We start from the raw sequence: 17,136 nt of genomic DNA, 5'->3' as shown, positions 1-17,136 counted from the left end.
CAGGGGGGACCCTGTGGGAGAGTAGGACACCGCCGAACAATTTTTAGCCTCAACCCCCGGACTTTGTCCGGGGGTTGAGGCATTTTTGCGTTCATTTCCAGGACAGGAGCGGAACTCACCGGTGGTCCGGGGACACCAGGCCCGTGTCGTAGCCCAGGATGACGGCCTGGACGCGGTCGCGGGAGCCGGTCTTGGAGAGGACACGGGAGACATGGGTCTTCACCGTGGATTCGGCCAGATGGAGACGGCCGGCGATCTCGGCGTTCGTCCAGCCCTGGGCGATGACCGTGAGGATCTCCCTCTCCCGGTCCGTGAGAGAGGACAGCCGGGGGTTGTTCTCAGCACGGGGCGCCGGAGCCGACGCGGGCATGCGGTGGAGATAGGTGTCCAGGAGGCGGCGGGTCAGGCTGGGCGCCACCACCGCGTCGCCCGCGGCGACCGCGCGGACGCCCGCGAGGAGTTCCTCGGGCTGCGCGTCCTTCACCAGAAAGCCGCTGGCGCCGGCGCGCAGGCCCTCGTACGCGTACTCGTCCAGGTCGAAGGTCGTCACGATCAGGACGCGGGTCGCGGCGCCCGCGGCGATGATGCGGCGGGTCGCCTCGATGCCGTCCAGGCCCGGCATCCGGATGTCCATCAGGACCACGTCCGGGCGGTGGTGGCCGACGAGACGCACCGCCTCGATGCCGTCGCCGGCCTCGCCGGCGACCGTCATGTCGTCCTGGCTCTCCAGAAGCATCCGGAAACCGAACCGCTGCATCGGCTGGTCGTCGGCGATGAGAACGCTCGTCACGAGGGGGAGTCCTCCCGGGGAAGTCGCAGTCGTACCCGCCAGCCCGTGCCGTCCGGCAGCGGGCCGCATACGAGTGTGCCGTCGTAGAGCGCCGCGCGCTCGCGCATTCCGGCGATCCCCTGGCCCTGGCCCGCGGTGGGGGCGGGGGAGGCAGGCGCGGGGGTGGTGCTGGTGATCGTGGCGACCGTGGCCGCGGGAGCGTGGGCGAGGGTCACGGTGGTCCGTGCGTCCGGGCCCGCGTGCTTCAGGGCGTTCGTCAGCGCCTCCTGCACGATCCGGTAGACCGTCAGTTGGGCGCCGGGGGTCAGGGTGGGGGCGGCGGAGATCTCCGACTCGACCGGGAGGCCGGCCGCGCGGACGCCGTCGATCAGGGCCGGCAGGTCCGCCAGACCCGGCTGAGGGCTCCGTACCGCCTCCGGATCCAGGGCGCGCAGCACCCGGCGCAGCTCCGCGAGCGCCTGACGGCTCGTGGTGGCGATGGCGTCGAGCGCCTGGGCCGCCTGCTCGGGGCGCTTCGCCGCCGCGTACCGGCCGCCGTCCGCGAGACCCGTGATCACCGACAGGTTGTGGCCGATGATGTCGTGCATCTCGCGGGCGATCCGGTCCCGTTCGGCCGCCGCCGCCCGCTCGACCTCCTGCACCCGCTCCTCCCGGCGCGAGCGCACCGTGATGCCGGCCAGCGAGGCCAGGGCGAACGCCCACAGGTACGGGACGACCAGCAGGTCCCAGCCGCCCTCGCCGGTGGAGCCGTACCCCGTGGGAAACCGGATCGAGGCCACGGCCAGCGGCGGAGCGAGGAGCGCGGCGGCCGACAGCAGGGCGCGGGGCGGGCGCGTCAGCGCGATGTGGAAGACCGGGAACAGCTGCATGTAGCCGGCCTGGAGAAGCGCGCCCGAGGCACCGCTGACCAGCGCCGCGACCGCCATCGCCGCGAGGACGGCCATCGGGTGCCGGCGGCGCCAGTAGAGAGGCAGGACGAGCGCGAGGTCGAGCACCACGACCAGCCATGTGGGCACCGTCGCATCCGCGGACGTCGTCCGCCAGCCGCCGCCGGTCGCGTCCACGAGAGCGGAGACCGTCCACATCGCCGTCACCGTCGCGTCCCACACGCCCGGGCGCGCGGTGTCGAACGCCCGGACGCGGGCCAGCAGACGCCGTACGTACCGGCTGGCCGCTGTCGTCTCCACCGTCGTCCGCGTCGTCACCCGCCCACGCTAGGGCGGGGCGGGCCGAGGTGTCGTCGTACCTGGGTACCACGAAACCCCCTTGTCAGAGGGGGTGCTCGTGATGAAGATCCTGACATGGACTATGCAATTCGTGTCATCCGAGCCGACGAGTGGGAGAAGGCGCGCGAGCTCCGGCTCGAGGCCCTCCAGGACCCCGTCGCCCACCTCGCCTTCCTGGAGACCTACGAGGACGCCGTCGCGCGGCCCGACGCGTTCTGGCAGGAACGGACCGCGGGCGCCGGCGAGAGCGGCAACGGGCGCGTGCGCCAGTTCGTGGCGGAGACGCCCGAAGGGCGCTGGCTCGGGACCGTCTCGGTGCTCGTGGAGCGGCCCGACGACGAAGGCGGGGTCGCGTTCGGAGAGGCGCCGACCGTCGACCAGACGCACGTGGTGGGGGTGTTCGTGCGGGAGGAGGCGCGCGGGAGCGGGGTGATCGACGCGCTGTTCCGGGCGGCGGTGGAGTGGTCGTGGGGGGTGTCCGGGGTGCGGCCGATCGAGCGGGTGCGGCTGTACGTGCACGAGGAGAACAAGCGGGCGGAAGCGTTCTACCGGCGGTTCGGGTTCGTGTGGACCGGGGTGCGGGTGCTGATGCCGGGGAGCGCGACGGACTACGACCGGGAGTACGAGTTGGTGCGGGCGGGGTAGCCGGGGCGGGGCGCGGCGCTCTTTGCCAGGGCGGTCAGGGGGTGGGGAGCGGGGAGGGCCAGCGGGCTTGGGCCTGGGCCGGGGATCGCATCAGGGCCAGGGTGGGGAGGCCCTCGGACGGGCCGTCCGTGAGGAGGTCGGGGAGGCCGGGGAGAGGGGCCACCGCGGCGATGTCGTCGAGGACGAGGCTCAGCGGCGGGTCGAGGCGGGCGTCGGGGGAGCGGGTGGCCTGGTGGCGGGCGTGGTCGGTCACGGCGGTCACCAGGGCGGTGAGGAGCGGCATCGCGCCCGGGTGGGTGCGGGGGTCCTCGATCGGTTCGCCGACGACGTAGAGCGTGCCCTGCTCGGGGAGGAGCGCGGCGAGCGCGACCGAGTCGGCGCGGTTCGCCGTGCAGGCGTTCCTGATGTGGATCAGGGACAGGGAGGTCAGGGCACGGGCCGTCAGTTCCTGGGCGGTGCGGCGGCGTTCGGGGTGCGCGGTGAGCGCGGATTCGAGCAGGCCGGCGTGGCCCGAGGCGGCCTTCGGGTGGGTGCGGAGGATCCGTACCGGCTCGTGGGCGTCGCTGCCCTGAGCCCAGCGGTGGACCTGCTTGAACGGGCGGCCGTCTATGGCGGCGGCGTGCAGCCAGCAGCGCAGGAGCGTTTCGGCGGTGTCGGTCATGGCCGCGTCGATCCGGGCCTGCGGGCGTACCGGGGCGAGCAGCGCGGACGCGCGGCTCTGGGCCACGGCGGGGTCCTCGCAGCCCTCGGCGGGGTTCCAGCGGAGCCGGGCCGGGGTCTCGCACAGGTGGCCCGGGTCGTAGACGAGGACCGGGCCGAGTTTGCCGCGCGCGTCCTTCGTCTCCGCCCAGAGCGTGGGGTCGGACGTCACGACGAGGGCCGCGCCCTCGGCGTCCCGTACCGCCTGGAGGGCGACCTCGCGGCGCTCCGCCGCCGACCCGTACACGATGCGGGTGGGGGGAGGGGCGGGCGTGGCGGCCGGGGCCGGGGTCGGTTCGGGGGGCGGGGGCTGCTCGTCGGCCGGGGTGCGGGGGGCCGGGGGAGTGTCGCGAGGCGGGGCGGGCTCGGGGTGGCGCTGGGCGGGGGCGGCCTCCGTCGGAACGGCTTCCGTCGGAACGGCCTCCGTCGGAACGGGGGCCGGCTTCTCGTAGGGCTTCTCGTAGGGCTTCGCGTACGCCTTCTCGTACCCGGCCGTCTTCCGGTTCGCGCGGATCGCGCGCCAGCGGGCCAGAGTGCCGAGGACGAACACCGCCAGGACGACCAGGATCAGCGCCTCGCCGATGACCAGGCCCCAGAACAGGCCGTAGCCGGAGAACTGGTCCCGCGGGGTGTCCGGCCAGGCCGCCGGCAGGTCCGTCGGGGAGGAGAGGAGCGACGGCAGGGCCAGCGGCGTACGGGCGAAGGTGACGCCGTCCGGCCAGCCGCCGTGGGAGAACAGGCCGGACAGGCCGGTCGCCGTCCAGACGAGGAAGGCGATGCCGAAGAGGAGGGTGAACAGCCCGACGATGAAGCCGTCGGGGATGCCGCCGCCCCCCTGGCGGGATCCGGGATCCGTTCGGTTCGTGCTCACGGGATTACGCCACCGTCGATTGGGAGGGGTCCTTCATCTGCTGCTCGATGAGGATCGCGCGCTGTTCCCGCTCCCACTCCAGCTCCGGGTCGGGGTCGGACGACTCGGTCATGGCACGGTCGGTGTAGACGAGCGGGCGTTCGCGTTCGGTGATGAGGTGTTTGACCACCTGCACGTTGCCGTTGACGTCCCAGACGGCGATGCCGGGGGTGAGGGTCGGGATGATCTCGACGGCCCAGCGGGGCAGGCCGAGGACACGGCCGGTGTTGCGGGCCTCGTCGGCTTTCTGGGCGTAGATGGTGCGGGTGGAGGCCATTTTGAGGATGGCCGCGGCTTCCTTGGCCGCCGCGCCGTCGACGACGTCGGAGAGGTGGTGGACGACGGCGACGAAGGACAGGCCGAGGCGGCGGCCGAACTTCAGCAGGCGCTGGAACAGCTGGGCCACGAAGGGGCTGTTGATGATGTGCCAGGCCTCCTCGACGAGGAAGATGCGCTTCTTCCGGTCGGGGCGGATCCAGGTGTGCTCCAGCCACACGCCGACGATCGCCATGAGGATGGGCATGGCGATGGAGTTGCGGTCGATGTGGGAGAGGTCGAAGACGATCAGCGGGGCGTCGAGGTCGATGCCGACGGTCGTCGGGCCGTCGAACATGCCGCGCAGGTCGCCGTCGACGAGCCGGTCGAGGACGAGGGCGACGTCGAGACCCCAGGCCCGTACGTCGTCGAGGGCGACGTTCATCGCCTCCGCCGACTCCGGCTCGGGGTGGCGCAGGCGTTCGACGATGTCGGTGAGGATCGGCTGGCGGTCGACGGCGTGCTCGTTGACGTACGCGTGGGCGACCTTGAGCGCGAAGCCGGAGCGCTCGTCGAGGCCGTGGCCCATCGCGACCTCGATGATGGTGCGCAGGAGCGCGAGCTGGCCCGTGGTGGTGATGGACGGGTCGAGCGGGTTGAGGCGGATGCCGGAGTCGTTCGCGACCATCGGGTCCAGGCGGATGGGAGTTATCCCCAGCTCCTGCGCGATGAGGTTCCACTCGCCGACGCCGTCCTCGCCCTGGGCGTCGAGGACGACGACCTGGCGGTCGCGGAAGCGGAGCTGGCGCAGCACGTACGTCTTCTCCAGCGCCGACTTGCCGTTGCCGGACTCGCCGAGGACCAGCCAGTGGGGCGCGGGGAGCTGCTGACCGTACAGCTGGAAGGGGTCGTAGATGTACCCCTTGCCGCTGTACACCTCGCGGCCGATGATCACGCCGGAGTCGCCGAGGCCGGGCGCGGCGGTCGGCAGGTAGACGGCCTGGGCCTGCCCGGTGGAGGTACGGACGGGCAGACGGGTCGTCTCCACCTTCCCGAAGAGGAAGGCGGTGAAGGCTTCGGTGAGGACGGACAGCGGATCTCGCATCGGTCTGTGCCCCTTCGGCCCTAGCGGCGGATGCCGGTCGCGAACGGCAAGGTGTTCACAAAGGCGCGGTGGTGCTCGCGGTCGCACCATTCCAGTTTCAGGTACGACTTGCCGGCGGACGCCCTGATCGTGCGCTTGTCGCGGGCCAGGGCCTCGGGCGAGCGCGAGGACACCGTGATGTAGCCGACGAGGTTGACGCCGGCCGCGCCGCTGGCGAGATCCTCGCCGCGCTGGTCGAGGCGGCCGTGGGCGGCGATGTCGCGGGGGTCGACGGTGCGGTTCATCTTGGCCTGGCGGGAGGCGTCGGCCTCGTCGTTGGTCTTCTCGGTGAGCATGCGCTCGATGGCCACCTCGGTGGGCTCCAGGTCCATGGTGACGGCGACCGTGCGGATCACGTCGGGGGTGTGGACGAGGAGCGGGGCGAGGAAGTTGACGCCGACGGGGGTCATCGGCCACTCCTTGATCCAGGCGGTGGCATGGCACCAGGGCTCGCGGGTGGCGGACTCGCGGGTCTTGGCCTGGAGGTACGTCGGTTCGACGGCGTCGAGTTCGGCGGGCCAGGCGTTGCGCTTCGACATGGCCTGGATGTGGTCGATCGGGTGGTCCGGGTCGTACATCGAGTGCACGAGCGACGCGAGCCGGGACTGGCCGAGCGGCTGGCGGACGCGGATGTCGGCCTCGGCGAGGCGGGCGCAGATGTCGGTCAGCTCGCGGGCCATGACGACGGCGAGGCCGCCGTCGCGGTCCAGCCGGCGGGCGCCGGAGGCGTGGCGGGCGGCGCGGGCCATGGCGTTGGCCTCGGCGGCGAGTTCGCGCGTGTAGTGCATGCACGCGACGAGGTAGGCGCGGTGCTGCTCGCTGGAGGTCGAGACCATGGACTGCAGCTGGTCGTACGACTCCTGGAGCCAGCCCGGGGCCTGGTGGTCGCCGCGCTGGGCGACGTCCTTGGCGTGCGCGTCGGGGTCGGCGGGCAGCGTACGGGCGAGCATCTGGAGGCGGGTGACGAAGCCGTCGCCGTTGGCGACGTGCTTGAGGAGTGTGCCGAAGCGGTCGACGAGGGCTTCCTGGTCCTCGGAGTCGCGCAGGCCGACGCCGGGACCCTCGATCTCGATGGCGGCGGTGACGGTGCGGCGGTCCGCGTGCAGCAGGACCGCGATCTCGTCGGGGCCGAAGGGCGCCGACAGCCAGCTGACGCCGCCGATGCCGGGCGGCGGGCCGATTTCGACCTCGCGGCCGTCCAGGCGGGTGCCGGCCTCGGTGGCGGTGGAGCGATACGCGGTGCTGCGCTTCAGCATGCGCTTGTAGCTGCGGTTGATCTCGAACCACTTGTAGAAGGTGCGGTGCTTGTACGGGACGTAGACCGCGGCGAGCGCGAGCACCGGGAAACCCGTGAGCAGCCCGATGCGCAGGGGCAGGAGGGGGACGAGGAGTCCGCTCATCATGCCGAGGAAGGCACCGACGATGATGAGCGCGATCTCGCCGGTCTCGCGGTTCTTGCCGACGATCGCGTTCGGACGGGCACGGCCGATGAGATACGTGCGGCGGGGCGAGACCGGTTGGGACTGGGTCGTCAACGCCCTGCACCTCCTGGATTGTTGCGGTTACTGCTGGTGCTGCCGCTGTTGCCGCGGCTGGAGTGAGGGGTGCCCGTGGTGGGGCTGCCGCTGCGGGGGGCCGGGGTCGCTCCGCCGCCCGTACCGCCGCCGGAGGTGCCGCGGCTGCTGTGGGCGGCGACGCCGCCCGAGAGCGGGTTGGCGGGGCGGGGGGCGCTCTTGGCCGGGGCCTGGCCGCCGCCGTCGCCGCGGCTGCTGTGGGTCTTGATGCCCTGGGAGACGAGGGACGCGGGGGAGGAGATGACGGCGGCCGCGGCGTTCTCGCCGGCGCGGTGCAGACGGTTGTTCCGGGAGGCCACGATCTCGTCGCCGAAGCCGGGGACGAAGCGGTAGATCATCGCCGAGGCGAAGATCGCGAGCAGGATGATGGCCAGGCCGGAGACCACGGCGGAGAACGAGTCGGGGCCGGTGCCGGACGACAGTGCGCCCGCGAGGCCCAGCACGATGACGATCACCGGCTTGACCAGGATCACCGCGATCATGATGCCCGCCCAGCGGCGGACGTGGCCCCACATGTTCTTGTCGACGAGCCCGGAGTAGACGACGACGCCGAGCAGCGCGCCGACATAGAGGAGGACGGCCCGCAGGACGAGTTCGAGGTAGAGCACGCCGGCGGCGAGGATCGTGACGAGCGAGACGATGATCAGCATGATGGGCCCGCCACCGATGCTGTCGCCCTTCTCCAGGGCCTGTTTGAAGCCGCCGAAGAAGGCGTCGTTCTGCTGTCCGGTGCCGGAGGCGATGACCTCGGTGATCGCGTCGGCGGCGTTGACGACCGTGTACAGGATCAGCGGCGTGAAGGCGCAGGCCAGGACGGTCAGCCAGAGGAAGCCGATCGCCTCGGAGATGGCGGTGGTGAGCGGCACGCCGCGCATGGCGCGCTTGGCGACGGCCAGCAGCCAGAGGAGGAGGGTGAGGAAGGTGGCGGCGGCGAAGACGATCGCGTAGCGGGCGAGGAAGTCGCCGTTGGTGAAGTCGACGGCCGCGGTCTCCTTCACGGCACCGGAGAGGGTGTCGACGACCCAGGCGGCGGCTTTGGCGCAGCCGCTGGCGAGGGAGGAGAGGGGGTCGACGGTCGAGGTGGGGTCGTCGATCCGGGCGCTGCCGCCGGACTGGCCGTTCTCGCAGTATTCGCGGGCCTGGCCCACGATGAGGTCGCAGGCGTTGTTGCTGGCGCTCGGCGAGGGTGTGGCGCCCGGTGACGGGGTGCCGCCGGAGGGCGGCGGGGTGCTCGTCGGGGTGGGGGTCGGGGCGGCGTACGCGCGCGTGGCGAGCATCGTCAGCGCCGCGGAGAGGGTGGTCACGCCGACGGTCAGGGTGCGCAGCGGCACACGGCTGCTAGCGGGCATAGGTGAAGCCTCCGTATCCCTCGACGGCCTTGGCGATCTCGTCCGCCATGGAGGCCCGGTTGTCACCGTTGACGGGGGTGGGACCCTCGGCCTGGGCAGAGCTGACGATCTTCCAGTCGCCGCCGACCCACGTGAGCTTCTCGGTGATCGTGAACCACGTCGACGTGACCGGCTTCGTGGACCCCTCGCCGGCCAGCCCGACGAGCCCGGTGCACCACACCTCGACGGTGACGGTCCCGTTGGCCCGGTCCTTCACCGTCGTGCCGACCGGGATCGTGCGGGACACGAACGTCAGGCCAGTGGGTGCGGTGCCGTCGGGTTCGAGCCCTACGTTGGCCAGGAAGCCGGCCGAGTAGGAGTCCTTCATGCTCTTCACCAGACCGTCCGCGACGGCCGGGTCGTGGACGGCCCGGACGATGCTCTCGCGCGGTCCGCTCTGGAACATGTCGACGGAGCCCAGCGCCACCGCGTAGTTCGCCGCCGCGCTCTGTGCCCCCTGCTCGTCGTGGGCGAAGCCGGCCGCGATCGTGCCGTTCTTGCCGGTGACGGGGCGGGTGCCGGTGGCCGCGGTCGGGGCGGCGGAGCCGGCGGGGGCGTCCGGGCCGCCGCCGCGGGGGGCCGCGGAGCCGGCGGGGGTGTCGTTGCCGCGGTTCGCGAAGGCGATCGCGGCGATCAGGAGGACCACCACGCCCACCGCCACGGCGAGGGAGCGGGTGCTCCGGGTGGTGGGGCGGCGGGGGGCGCCGTACGGGTCGCCGGTGTTGCCCTCGGGGAGACGGGTGCGGGTCTGGCCGTCGTGCTCGTCGCCGAGGCTCATGCCGGGTACGCCCCTTCAGCACAGGTGTACGGGTACGGCAAAGCCGGCCGTGCCGCTTGCCGTGTGGGCGTTGCGTGGTGACTGGACATCAGGGAACGCGACCTCGTTGGTGAGAAACGGGTTAGACGGCCATCCCGTACACGATGGTGAAGAGCGTTCCCAGAGACCCGATGATGAAGACTCCGGTCAGACCGGCCACGATCAGGCCCTTGCCCTGTTCGGCGCTGAACGTGTCGCGCAGGGCGGTGGCGCCGATACGCTGTTTGGCCGCTCCCCAGATGGCGATGCCGAGACAGAGCAGAATGGCCACGGCCATCACGACCTCGATCATCACCTTGGCTTCGGCGCCCAGGCTCCCGAAAGGCCCCCAGTTCGGGGCGATTCCACCGATAATGGTGTTGATGTCGCCCTTTTCGGCCGCCAGGTACATGTAACTCACCGCCCCTATTGGGTAGTTCGTCGCCCCTGCCTGATGGCATGGGTCGTCGCCCTATCTTCGCTGATGAAACCGCTCGCGTGTGACGGCTTGGCGGCTCTCTTTACCCGATCCCCGCAGGCATGTCCGATCTGACCGTCTTGAGCTGTGGCGGTGTGGCCGGTTTCCGTACGAAGAAGCCTATGGTCACTCTGTGTATCACGGGGCGTGACTGCGGGCAATGATTGTCGTTACGGCACCTTTGGGGGCGCTGCTCGACGTCGCGTCAGGGAGCCCTCGACGCAAGCCGGTCGGCGGGGCGAGGCCAGTGACTCCGAGAGAGTGGGGCGCCCCGGGCGGGCGTACTCACTCCTGTGGGTGAAAGTGATGATCTTTGCTCTTGCGGTTCTTTCCTTGCGGCTGTTGCTGCAGGAAGCAACTGATGTGCTCTTCTTCGAGTTTGCGCTCGTGTGGCCGAGGGCTCCCGCTGTTAGCGTCCGTCGAGACTGATGGAAAGAACAGAGAATCAGGGGCGAGGGACGTATGGGTTCGGGTGCGCGCTCGGCGCCATGGCAGGAGTCGATGCATCCGGTCGGACCGGGAGTGGACGATGCGTCAGCCGCACCGATGGCCCTGTCATCGGTGGGAATGGGAAGCGGAGGCACGCCGACGGGCGCCGATCTCCGGCACAGCGGTGGGCCGTGGATGAAGGCGGCCGGGGTCGCGGAATCCCTGCTGGCCGGTATGGGGACCGCCAAGAGCCGACTGACCACGGCGCATGACGGAACGACAGCCGGGTTGCATGGGCTGACGTGTGCGGCCGCCTTGAAGGCCCTTCTCGCTTCCTGGGAGGAGCGGGTCGGTGCGGTGAAGGCCGAGTGTGACTCCCTCGCTCCCGCGCTGCGCCGTGTCGCCAAGGAACAGCACGAGCGGGACGTCCGGGTGAAGTCGTCCATCGACGGCCTCCAGGTCTCCTCGAAGAACGCGCCCGTGGACGCGGCGGGGCGATGACGGCCGGATGTGCCGGGCCTGGGGCAGGCGGTGCGGAGGGGACCGGAGGGGGGAAGCGCGTGGTCAGCGGGATCAGCAGGCAGGAGGCGGCGGAGAGGGCCGACGCGCTTCTGCTGGGCGGCGTCTCGGCCGTGCAGCCTTCGCTCGGAGGTCCAGGCCCCGAAGACATCTGCCCCTGGCACGCCTTTCGAGGGGCCCGTCGTCCCCGGCCCCGGGGTGCGGTCTTCGTTCTGGCCCTCGGATGGCGGTGTTCCGTCCGGTTCGTCCACCCCCTGAGAGTGGGGGTGCCCGCCTAGACTGGGGGCCGGTGCGTACTGGCCGGAGCCGAGGGGTGGTTGACGGTGCGTAAGGTGCGGGCGGCGTGGCTGGTGGGCGGTGGGGTGACAGGGGTCTGCCTGCTGTTCGTCCTGCTGATCGTCGTCGGGACGTACTCCGCCGCCGCCGGAGCGTTCGGCGGGGCAGGCAAGAGCGGGAGCGTGGGGCTCGCGAAGGGGGCCGTGCCCGCGGCGTACCAGGGGCTCGTGCAGCAGTGGGGGAATCTGTGCCCCGCCATCAATCCCGCCCTGCTCGCCGCCCAGCTCTACCAGGAGAGCGGCTGGAACCCGAAGATCGTCTCGCCCGCCGACGCCCGCGGCATCGCCCAGTTCATCCCCGGCACCTGGGCCGGGCACGGCATAGACGGCGACGGGGACGGCGACCGGGACATCTGGGACCCGAAGGACGCGATCCCGTCGGCCGCCTCGTACGACTGCGAGCTCGCCGGCTACGTGAAGGACGTGCCGGGCGACGTCACCAACAACATGCTCGCCGCGTACAACGCCGGTGCCTACCGCGTCATCAAGTCCGGCGGCGTGCCCGGGATCAGCGAGACGCAGAACTACGTGCGGATCATCCGGTCCCTGGAGAAGAGCTTCGCCCGCCCCATCGGTCGCGTCGAGCCGTCCAAGCAGGCCGCCTCCGCCATCTACTACGCGCAGCAGAAGCTCGGTACGCCGTATCTGTGGGGTGGTACGGGTACGGCCGCGCAGAACGGGCGGTTCGACTGCTCGGGGCTGACCCAGGCGGCGTACGACAGCGTGGGGATCGGCCTGCCGCGGGTGGCCAACGACCAGTACAACGCCGGACCGCACCCGAGCCGGAACGAGCTGCTGCCGGGCGATCTGGTGTTCTTCTCGGACGACCTCACCAATTCGCGGGCCATCCGGCACGTCGGCATCTACGTCGGCGGCGGGTACATGATCGACGCCCCGCGCACCGGCGCCGTCATCCGTTTCGACCGGATCGACACCCCGGACTACTTCGGCGCGACCCGGGTCACCAAGGAAGGCGCGGCCGCGCTGCCCACCCACCTGCCGCAGTCGTGACGGGGCCCGGAGCGTGTACCGGAGGGGACGCTCCGTGAGGTCGTGGCCCCGGGCTGCGGCGGCCCGTCACCGTTCGATAACGTCCCAGCGATCTTGGGGCCGGAGCGGAACGCTCCCCTCGGCCGGATCGTTTCCCGATCCGACCAGCCCGACCACGGGGGTTGGACACCACCACACATCAAGGGGCCGCAGCACATGGCCGGACTCGCATCGGACGGTTCGAACCCCGATGTCAGCCTCCTCTACGACATCAACGGGCTGGCCAAGGCCGCCCCACCGTGGTTCGACCGCGTCATGGAGTTCACCGGCGAGTACGGCACCGTGCTCGGCCTCGTCCTCGTGGTGCTCGGCTGCTGGTGGAGCGTCCGCCGGCGCGGCACCGCGGCCGACTCGGTGGCCGGCGTCACCGCGCTGCTCTGGGCACCGCTGGCCGCCGGCATCGCGCTCCTCGTCAACATCCCGATCCGCGGCTTCGTCCAGCGTCCCCGGCCGTTCAACGACCACCCCGGCCTCGACGTCCTGGTCAAGGGCAAGACCGACTTCTCGTTCGTGAGCGACCACGCCACCCTCACCATGGCCCTCGCCATCGGCGTCTTCATCGCCCACCGCCGCTTCGGGTTCGCCGCCATCGGCCTCGCGCTCGCCGCGGGCTTCTGCCGCGTCTACATGGGCGTCCACTACCCGACCGACGTCGTCGGCGGCCTCGCGCTCGGCACCGCCGTCGCGCTGCTGCTCGCCCCGGTCGCGCTCGCGCTGCTCACGCCGGTCGTCGCGGCTGTCGCGCGCAGCCCGCGCGGCGCCCGGCTGGTCCGCTCCCGGCGGGCCGACGACGGGCCCGCGGTCGCCGGGGCGATCGGTCTGCCCGAGGCCCGGCTGGGCGCCGACGACCGCGATCTCGCCGCCTGATTCCTATCCCTCGGAGGCCGCCAGGTGCTCCGTCGCGTCCGTACGGGCGCGGTCGCGGGAGCGGCGGGCCGGGCCGGACCAGCCGCAGACGCAGCGGGCGAGTGCGAACGCGCCGCGTTCCGTCGTCTCCGCCCGGTGCGTCACCGACGGGCGGGTGTCCGTCGTGTGGATGTCCGTCGGGTACGTGTCCGTCGGGTACGTGTCCGTCAGGGGCGCGGTGGGCCGCGGGGCGTGAGGCGGGGCCTGGTCATGCACGTCCCCCACGGTACTGCGCGTGACGGCGCGTGCGGACCGTCGTTATCCGGTCGGGTGGGTTTCGGACGGACAAGCGGCAGGCGTTGGGGGTTGGCAGGCGATGGTGGTGCGGAAGGGACGCACGGGCGGCGGGGCGCGGGCCGCCGCCCTGGCGCTGGCCGGTGCCGTGGCGGTGGCGGCCGGCGGCTGCGCGGCCCCCGCGGACGACGAGGCGCCCGGCGGCGATCCGGGGCGGACCGTACGCGGCGCGGTCGAGGAGCTGACCCGGGCCGGATCGTCCAAGACCAGCACCTCGATGGAGATGGCGTCCGGCGGCACCCGCGTGACCATCCGCGGCGAGGGCGACTACGACTTCCGCCGCCGTACGGGCCGCCTCCGGGTGGTGCTGCCGCGGGGCGCCGACGGGCAGAGCCCGCAGCGGCCGATCACCGAACTGCTCGTCCCCGGCGCGCTCTACATGAAGGACCGGGGCGCGGGCGTCCCCGCCGACAAGTGGGTACGGGTCGACACCACCGCGCTTGAGGACGGCAACCTGGTCACCGGCGGGGCCACCGATCCGGCCGCCGCGGCCGAGCTGCTGCGCGGCGCCCGCGACGTCACGTACGTGGACGAGGTCGACCTCGCCGGGGTGACGGTCCGGCACTACCGGGGGATCACGCGCATCGGGGACGCCGCCCGGCTGTCCTCGCCGCCGGTGCGCGGGGCGCTCACGGCGGCGGCGAAAGGGTTCGCCACGGACCTGGTGTCGTTCGACGCGTATCTGGACGGCGCGGGGCGGCTGCGCAAGGTCCGCCACCAGTTCAGCTTCCGGAACCAGGGCCGGACGGTCGAGGTCGCCTCGACCACGCTGTTGTACGGCTTCGGCGCGCCGGTCGCGGTGACGCTGCCGGACCGGAAGGACATCTACACAGGGAAGATCGAGGCGTAGCGCGGGCGGACGGCGGCGGGGGAAGGGGCGGGTGGGCCCTCGCCCGGGCCATCGCAAATGGTCCGGACGTGTCATGCGCGGCGCGCGGGGCGCTTTCTACGCTGGAGGGTGAAGCCGTACGCCGTACGACGGCCGGAAGGCACGCCCCGGAACCGCAGGCCCGGACAGCAGCTCGACAGCACGTCGACAGGAAGGTGTACGCGCATGGTCCCGCCGCCCGGAACCGCGACCGCCGCCGCGCCCCCGCCCCCTCCCGTGTCCCCTCCCGTGTCCCTGGTTCTGCCGTCGGCTTTCGCGCCCGGTGATCCGGAGTACGTCGCCCTGGCCGAGATAGAGCTGTGCGGCGAGCTGATCATCGCGGCCTCCGCCGCGGACGGGGAGGAGCGGCTGAGCGCCGACCGGATCGACGAGGTACTGCGGGTCGGCGCCCACGGCTGCCGCTGACCACGAGATCGGCACGGACCGGCCAGGGGACGGCGGCGGGTGCGGCTCAGGTGCGCAGCATGCGGGCGATGGCCTTGGTGGCCTCCTCGACCTTGTCCTCGATCTCGGTGCCGCCCTTCTGCGCCGCCTCCGCGACGCAGTGCCGCAGGTGCTCCTCCAGGAGCTGGAGGGCGAAGGACTGCAGGGCCTTCGTGGAGGCCGAGACCTGGGTGAGGATGTCGATGCAGTACGTGTCCTCGCTGACCATCCGCTGCAGGCCGCGGATCTGGCCCTCGACGCGGCGCAGCCGCTTCAGGTGCTCGTCCTTCTGATTGTGGTAGCCGTGCACCGCGTGGTCGTGGCCCTCGCCGGCCTCGGGCGCGGGGGCGGATCCGGCCTTGGATCCGGTCACGGCCGGCGCCGCGGAGGCGTGCGCGACCGCCGCGTCGACCGCGGTCTCGGGGGTGAGCTGGCCGGCCTCGGTGGTCGTCATCGGGTCCTCCCGTTGTCCAGAAAGAGTGGTTATACCCCTCGTGGGTATAGGGTACCGACCTCCGCGAAATCGGGGCGGGGGCCCGTGGTAGATCACTGTGCCTGATGGGCGACACTGAAAGGACGCCGGTTAGCCGTGGCCGGATGATGCGCCTAGCATCAGCCTGACCGAACCCAGCACTTTGAGGATTCCACGTGCGATTTCGTCTGACCCCCAGGGAGACGAGCTTCTACGACATGTTCGCCGCATCCGCGGACAACATCGTCACGGGCGCGAAACTCCTGATGGAACTGCTCGGAGCGGAATCCTCCGCCCGGGCCGAGATCGCGGAACGGATGCGGGCAGCGGAGCACGCCGGCGACGACGCGACCCACGCCATCTTCCACCAGCTGAACTCTTCCTTCATCACGCCGTTCGACCGCGAGGACATCTACACCCTCGCCTCCTCCCTCGACGACATCATGGACTTCATGGAGGAGGCCGTCGACCTGGTCGTCCTCTACAACGTCGAGGAACTGCCCAAGGGCGTCGAGCAGCAGATCGAGGTGCTGTCGCGGGCGGCCGAGCTGACCGCCGAGGCCATGCCGAACCTGCGGACCATGGCCAACCTCACCGAGTACTGGATCGAGGTCAACCGGCTGGAGAACCAGGCGGACCAGATCCACCGCAAGCTGCTCGCCCACCTCTTCAACGGCAAGTACGACGCCATCGAGGTGCTCAAGCTCAAGCAGATCGTGGATGTCCTCGAAGAGGCCGCGGACGCCTTCGAGCGCGTGGCGAACACGGTGGAGACCATCGCCGTCAAGGAGTCCTGAGCTCCGTGGACACCTTTGCGCTGATCGTGACCATCGGTGTCGCGCTCGGCTTCACGTACACGAACGGTTTCCACGACTCGGCGAACGCCATCGCCACCTCGGTGTCGACCCGGGCGCTGACTCCGCGGGCCGCGCTCGCGATGGCCGCCGTGATGAACCTCGCCGGCGCCTTCATAGGCCAGGGCGTCGCGCACACCGTCAGCAAGGGCCTGATCGCCACTCCGACCGGCGACAAGGGGATGGGAATCCTCTTCGCCGCGCTGCTCGGCGCGATCGTCTGGAACCTCGTCACCTGGTACTTCGGTCTTCCCTCGTCCTCCTCGCACGCCCTGTTCGGCGGCATGGTGGGCGCGGCGCTCGCGGGCGGCACGGAGGTCATCTGGTCCGGTGTGCTCGAGAAGATCGTCATCCCGATGTTCCTGTCCCCGCTGGTCGGCCTCGTCGTCGGCTATCTGGTGATGACGCTGATCATGTGGCTGTTCCGCAAGAGCAACCCGCACAAGGCCAAGCGCGGCTTCCGGATCGCGCAGACCGTGTCGGCGGCGGGCATGGCGCTCGGCCACGGCCTCCAGGACGCCCAGAAGACGATGGGCATCGTGGTGATGGCCCTGGTCATCGGCGATGTGCAGAGCGCCGACGCGCCGATCCCGGTGTGGGTGAAGATCGTCTGTGCCGTGATGCTGTCGCTCGGTACGTACGCGGGCGGCTGGCGGATCATGCGGACCCTCGGCCGCAAGATCATCGAGCTGGACCCGCCGCAGGGCTTCGCCGCCGAGACGACCGGCGCGTCGATCATGTTCGCCACGGCGTTCCTCTTCAAGGCGCCGATCTCCACGACCCATGTCATCACCTCCGCGATCATGGGTGTGGGCGCCACCAAGCGTGTGAACGCGGTGCGCTGGGGCGTCGCCAAGAACATCATCCTCGGCTGGTTCATCACCATGCCGGCCGCCGCGATCGTCGCCGCGGCGAGCTTCTACGTGGTCAAGCTGTTCTTCGGCTGACCTTCGCGGACCCACCCGAATGTGGCCGGGCCGATCGCGAGGAGCACGATCGTCGCGCCGGGCGGCAGGTCCTGGTAGTACGAGGCGGTCGTACCGGTCAGGGTGACGCCGGT

The 17,136-nt window shown here is 71.2% G+C and carries 18 protein-coding genes; 8 read left to right on the top strand and 10 right to left on the bottom strand.

The features are described from left to right. Nucleotides 1–115: 115 nt before the first annotated feature. Nucleotides 116–790 (bottom strand): response regulator, encoded by a 675-nt coding sequence (locus ABZ693_RS34895; RefSeq protein WP_359885508.1) that lies wholly within the window; start codon nucleotides 788–790, stop codon nucleotides 116–118. Further along, complete coding sequence (locus ABZ693_RS34890) at nucleotides 787–1,995, bottom strand: sensor histidine kinase (protein ID WP_359885507.1); 1,209 nt, start codon at nucleotides 1,993–1,995, stop codon at nucleotides 787–789. The genes ABZ693_RS34895 and ABZ693_RS34890 overlap by 4 nt, the downstream gene beginning before the upstream one ends. 96 nt (nucleotides 1,996–2,091) lie before the next feature. Between ABZ693_RS34890 and ABZ693_RS34885 the strand changes: the two genes are divergently transcribed. Next, the gene (locus ABZ693_RS34885) at nucleotides 2,092–2,661 is read left to right on the top strand and encodes a GNAT family N-acetyltransferase (protein ID WP_359885506.1); all 570 of its coding nucleotides are present in this window, start codon (nucleotides 2,092–2,094) and stop codon (nucleotides 2,659–2,661) included. A 34-nt stretch (nucleotides 2,662–2,695) separates the two neighbouring features. Here ABZ693_RS34885 and ABZ693_RS34880 read toward each other — a convergent pair whose 3' ends face one another. From ABZ693_RS34880 to ABZ693_RS34855, 6 genes are all read right to left on the bottom strand, one after another. Next, nucleotides 2,696–4,231: a type VI secretion protein gene (locus ABZ693_RS34880; RefSeq protein ID WP_359885505.1), complete on the bottom strand. Its 1,536-nt coding sequence runs from the start codon at nucleotides 4,229–4,231 to the stop codon at nucleotides 2,696–2,698. A 4-nt stretch (nucleotides 4,232–4,235) separates the two neighbouring features. Then, the gene (locus ABZ693_RS34875; protein ID WP_359885504.1) at nucleotides 4,236–5,630 is read right to left on the bottom strand and encodes an ATP-binding protein; all 1,395 of its coding nucleotides are present in this window, start codon (nucleotides 5,628–5,630) and stop codon (nucleotides 4,236–4,238) included. 20 nt (nucleotides 5,631–5,650) lie between these two features. Next, nucleotides 5,651–7,204 (bottom strand): SCO6880 family protein, encoded by a 1,554-nt coding sequence (locus tag ABZ693_RS34870; protein ID WP_359885503.1) that lies wholly within the window; start codon nucleotides 7,202–7,204, stop codon nucleotides 5,651–5,653. Continuing rightward, nucleotides 7,201–8,592, bottom strand: coding sequence for a hypothetical protein (locus ABZ693_RS34865; protein ID WP_359885502.1), 1,392 nt, complete (start codon nucleotides 8,590–8,592; stop codon nucleotides 7,201–7,203). The genes ABZ693_RS34870 and ABZ693_RS34865 overlap by 4 nt, the downstream gene beginning before the upstream one ends. Further along, entirely contained in the window at nucleotides 8,582–9,409 is an 828-nt protein-coding gene (locus tag ABZ693_RS34860; protein WP_359885501.1) for a hypothetical protein, read from the bottom strand. The genes ABZ693_RS34865 and ABZ693_RS34860 overlap by 11 nt, the downstream gene beginning before the upstream one ends. 121 nt (nucleotides 9,410–9,530) lie before the next feature. After that, nucleotides 9,531–9,839, bottom strand: a complete 309-nt coding sequence (locus tag ABZ693_RS34855; RefSeq protein ID WP_093874928.1) for a DUF8827 family protein — start codon at nucleotides 9,837–9,839, stop codon at nucleotides 9,531–9,533. 852 nt (nucleotides 9,840–10,691) lie between these two features. Between ABZ693_RS34855 and ABZ693_RS34850 the strand changes: the two genes are divergently transcribed. From ABZ693_RS34850 to ABZ693_RS34840, 3 genes are all read left to right on the top strand, one after another. Then, nucleotides 10,692–10,835 carry a hypothetical protein gene (locus tag ABZ693_RS34850; RefSeq protein WP_359885500.1) on the top strand — a complete coding sequence of 48 codons (144 nt, stop codon included), beginning with the start codon at nucleotides 10,692–10,694 and terminating at the stop codon, nucleotides 10,833–10,835. A gap of 350 nt (nucleotides 10,836–11,185) precedes the next feature. Further along, entirely contained in the window at nucleotides 11,186–12,199 is a 1,014-nt protein-coding gene (locus ABZ693_RS34845) for a C40 family peptidase (protein WP_359885509.1), read from the top strand. 195 nt (nucleotides 12,200–12,394) lie between these two features. Next, complete coding sequence (locus ABZ693_RS34840) at nucleotides 12,395–13,105, top strand: phosphatase PAP2 family protein (RefSeq protein WP_359885499.1); 711 nt, start codon at nucleotides 12,395–12,397, stop codon at nucleotides 13,103–13,105. 3 nt (nucleotides 13,106–13,108) lie between these two features. Here ABZ693_RS34840 and ABZ693_RS34835 read toward each other — a convergent pair whose 3' ends face one another. Further along, entirely contained in the window at nucleotides 13,109–13,360 is a 252-nt protein-coding gene (locus ABZ693_RS34835) for a hypothetical protein (RefSeq protein ID WP_359885498.1), read from the bottom strand. Between the two features lie 100 nt (nucleotides 13,361–13,460). Here ABZ693_RS34835 and ABZ693_RS34830 point away from each other — a divergent pair, with 100 nt between their 5' ends. Both ABZ693_RS34830 and ABZ693_RS34825 read left to right on the top strand, forming a co-directional pair. Further along, nucleotides 13,461–14,288 (top strand): SCO4651 family lipoprotein, encoded by an 828-nt coding sequence (locus tag ABZ693_RS34830; RefSeq protein ID WP_359885497.1) that lies wholly within the window; start codon nucleotides 13,461–13,463, stop codon nucleotides 14,286–14,288. A gap of 267 nt (nucleotides 14,289–14,555) precedes the next feature. Further along, complete coding sequence (locus ABZ693_RS34825) at nucleotides 14,556–14,732, top strand: hypothetical protein (protein ID WP_359885510.1); 177 nt, start codon at nucleotides 14,556–14,558, stop codon at nucleotides 14,730–14,732. A gap of 46 nt (nucleotides 14,733–14,778) precedes the next feature. On the opposite strand, the gene ABZ693_RS34820 is transcribed toward ABZ693_RS34825, so the two are convergent. Continuing rightward, nucleotides 14,779–15,204, bottom strand: coding sequence for a metal-sensitive transcriptional regulator (locus ABZ693_RS34820; protein WP_359885496.1), 426 nt, complete (start codon nucleotides 15,202–15,204; stop codon nucleotides 14,779–14,781). Between the two features lie 194 nt (nucleotides 15,205–15,398). On the opposite strand from ABZ693_RS34820, the gene ABZ693_RS34815 reads away from it, so the two are divergent. Both ABZ693_RS34815 and ABZ693_RS34810 read left to right on the top strand, forming a co-directional pair. After that, nucleotides 15,399–16,019: a DUF47 domain-containing protein gene (locus ABZ693_RS34815; RefSeq protein WP_359885495.1), complete on the top strand. Its 621-nt coding sequence runs from the start codon at nucleotides 15,399–15,401 to the stop codon at nucleotides 16,017–16,019. Nucleotides 16,020–16,024: 5 nt separating this feature from the next. Further along, nucleotides 16,025–17,023: an inorganic phosphate transporter gene (locus ABZ693_RS34810; protein ID WP_359885494.1), complete on the top strand. Its 999-nt coding sequence runs from the start codon at nucleotides 16,025–16,027 to the stop codon at nucleotides 17,021–17,023. The last annotated feature ends 113 nt before the right edge of the window (nucleotides 17,024–17,136 follow it).

Source organism: Streptomyces laurentii (genome assembly GCF_040635425.1).
GTDB classification, from domain to species: domain Bacteria; phylum Actinomycetota; class Actinomycetes; order Streptomycetales; family Streptomycetaceae; genus Streptomyces; species Streptomyces laurentii.
Note: the sequence above shows the minus strand (reverse complement) of the source record. Positions and strands in the feature narration are given on the sequence as shown.

Excerpts from the sequence above, each read along its gene's own strand:
- ABZ693_RS34885 (WP_359885506.1), top strand. The coding sequence starts at position 2,092 with ATGGACTATGCAATTCGTGTCATCCGAGCCGACGAGTGGGAGAAGGCG.
- ABZ693_RS34875 (WP_359885504.1), bottom strand. The coding sequence starts at position 5,630 with ATGCGAGATCCGCTGTCCGTCCTCACCGAAGCCTTCACCGCCTTCCTC.
- ABZ693_RS34865 (WP_359885502.1), bottom strand. The coding sequence starts at position 8,592 with ATGCCCGCTAGCAGCCGTGTGCCGCTGCGCACCCTGACCGTCGGCGTG.
- ABZ693_RS34860 (WP_359885501.1), bottom strand. The coding sequence starts at position 9,409 with ATGAGCCTCGGCGACGAGCACGACGGCCAGACCCGCACCCGTCTCCCC.
- ABZ693_RS34855 (WP_093874928.1), bottom strand. The coding sequence starts at position 9,839 with ATGTACCTGGCGGCCGAAAAGGGCGACATCAACACCATTATCGGTGGA.
- ABZ693_RS34840 (WP_359885499.1), top strand. The coding sequence starts at position 12,395 with ATGGCCGGACTCGCATCGGACGGTTCGAACCCCGATGTCAGCCTCCTC.
- ABZ693_RS34830 (WP_359885497.1), top strand. The coding sequence starts at position 13,461 with ATGGTGGTGCGGAAGGGACGCACGGGCGGCGGGGCGCGGGCCGCCGCC.
- ABZ693_RS34820 (WP_359885496.1), bottom strand. The coding sequence starts at position 15,204 with ATGACGACCACCGAGGCCGGCCAGCTCACCCCCGAGACCGCGGTCGAC.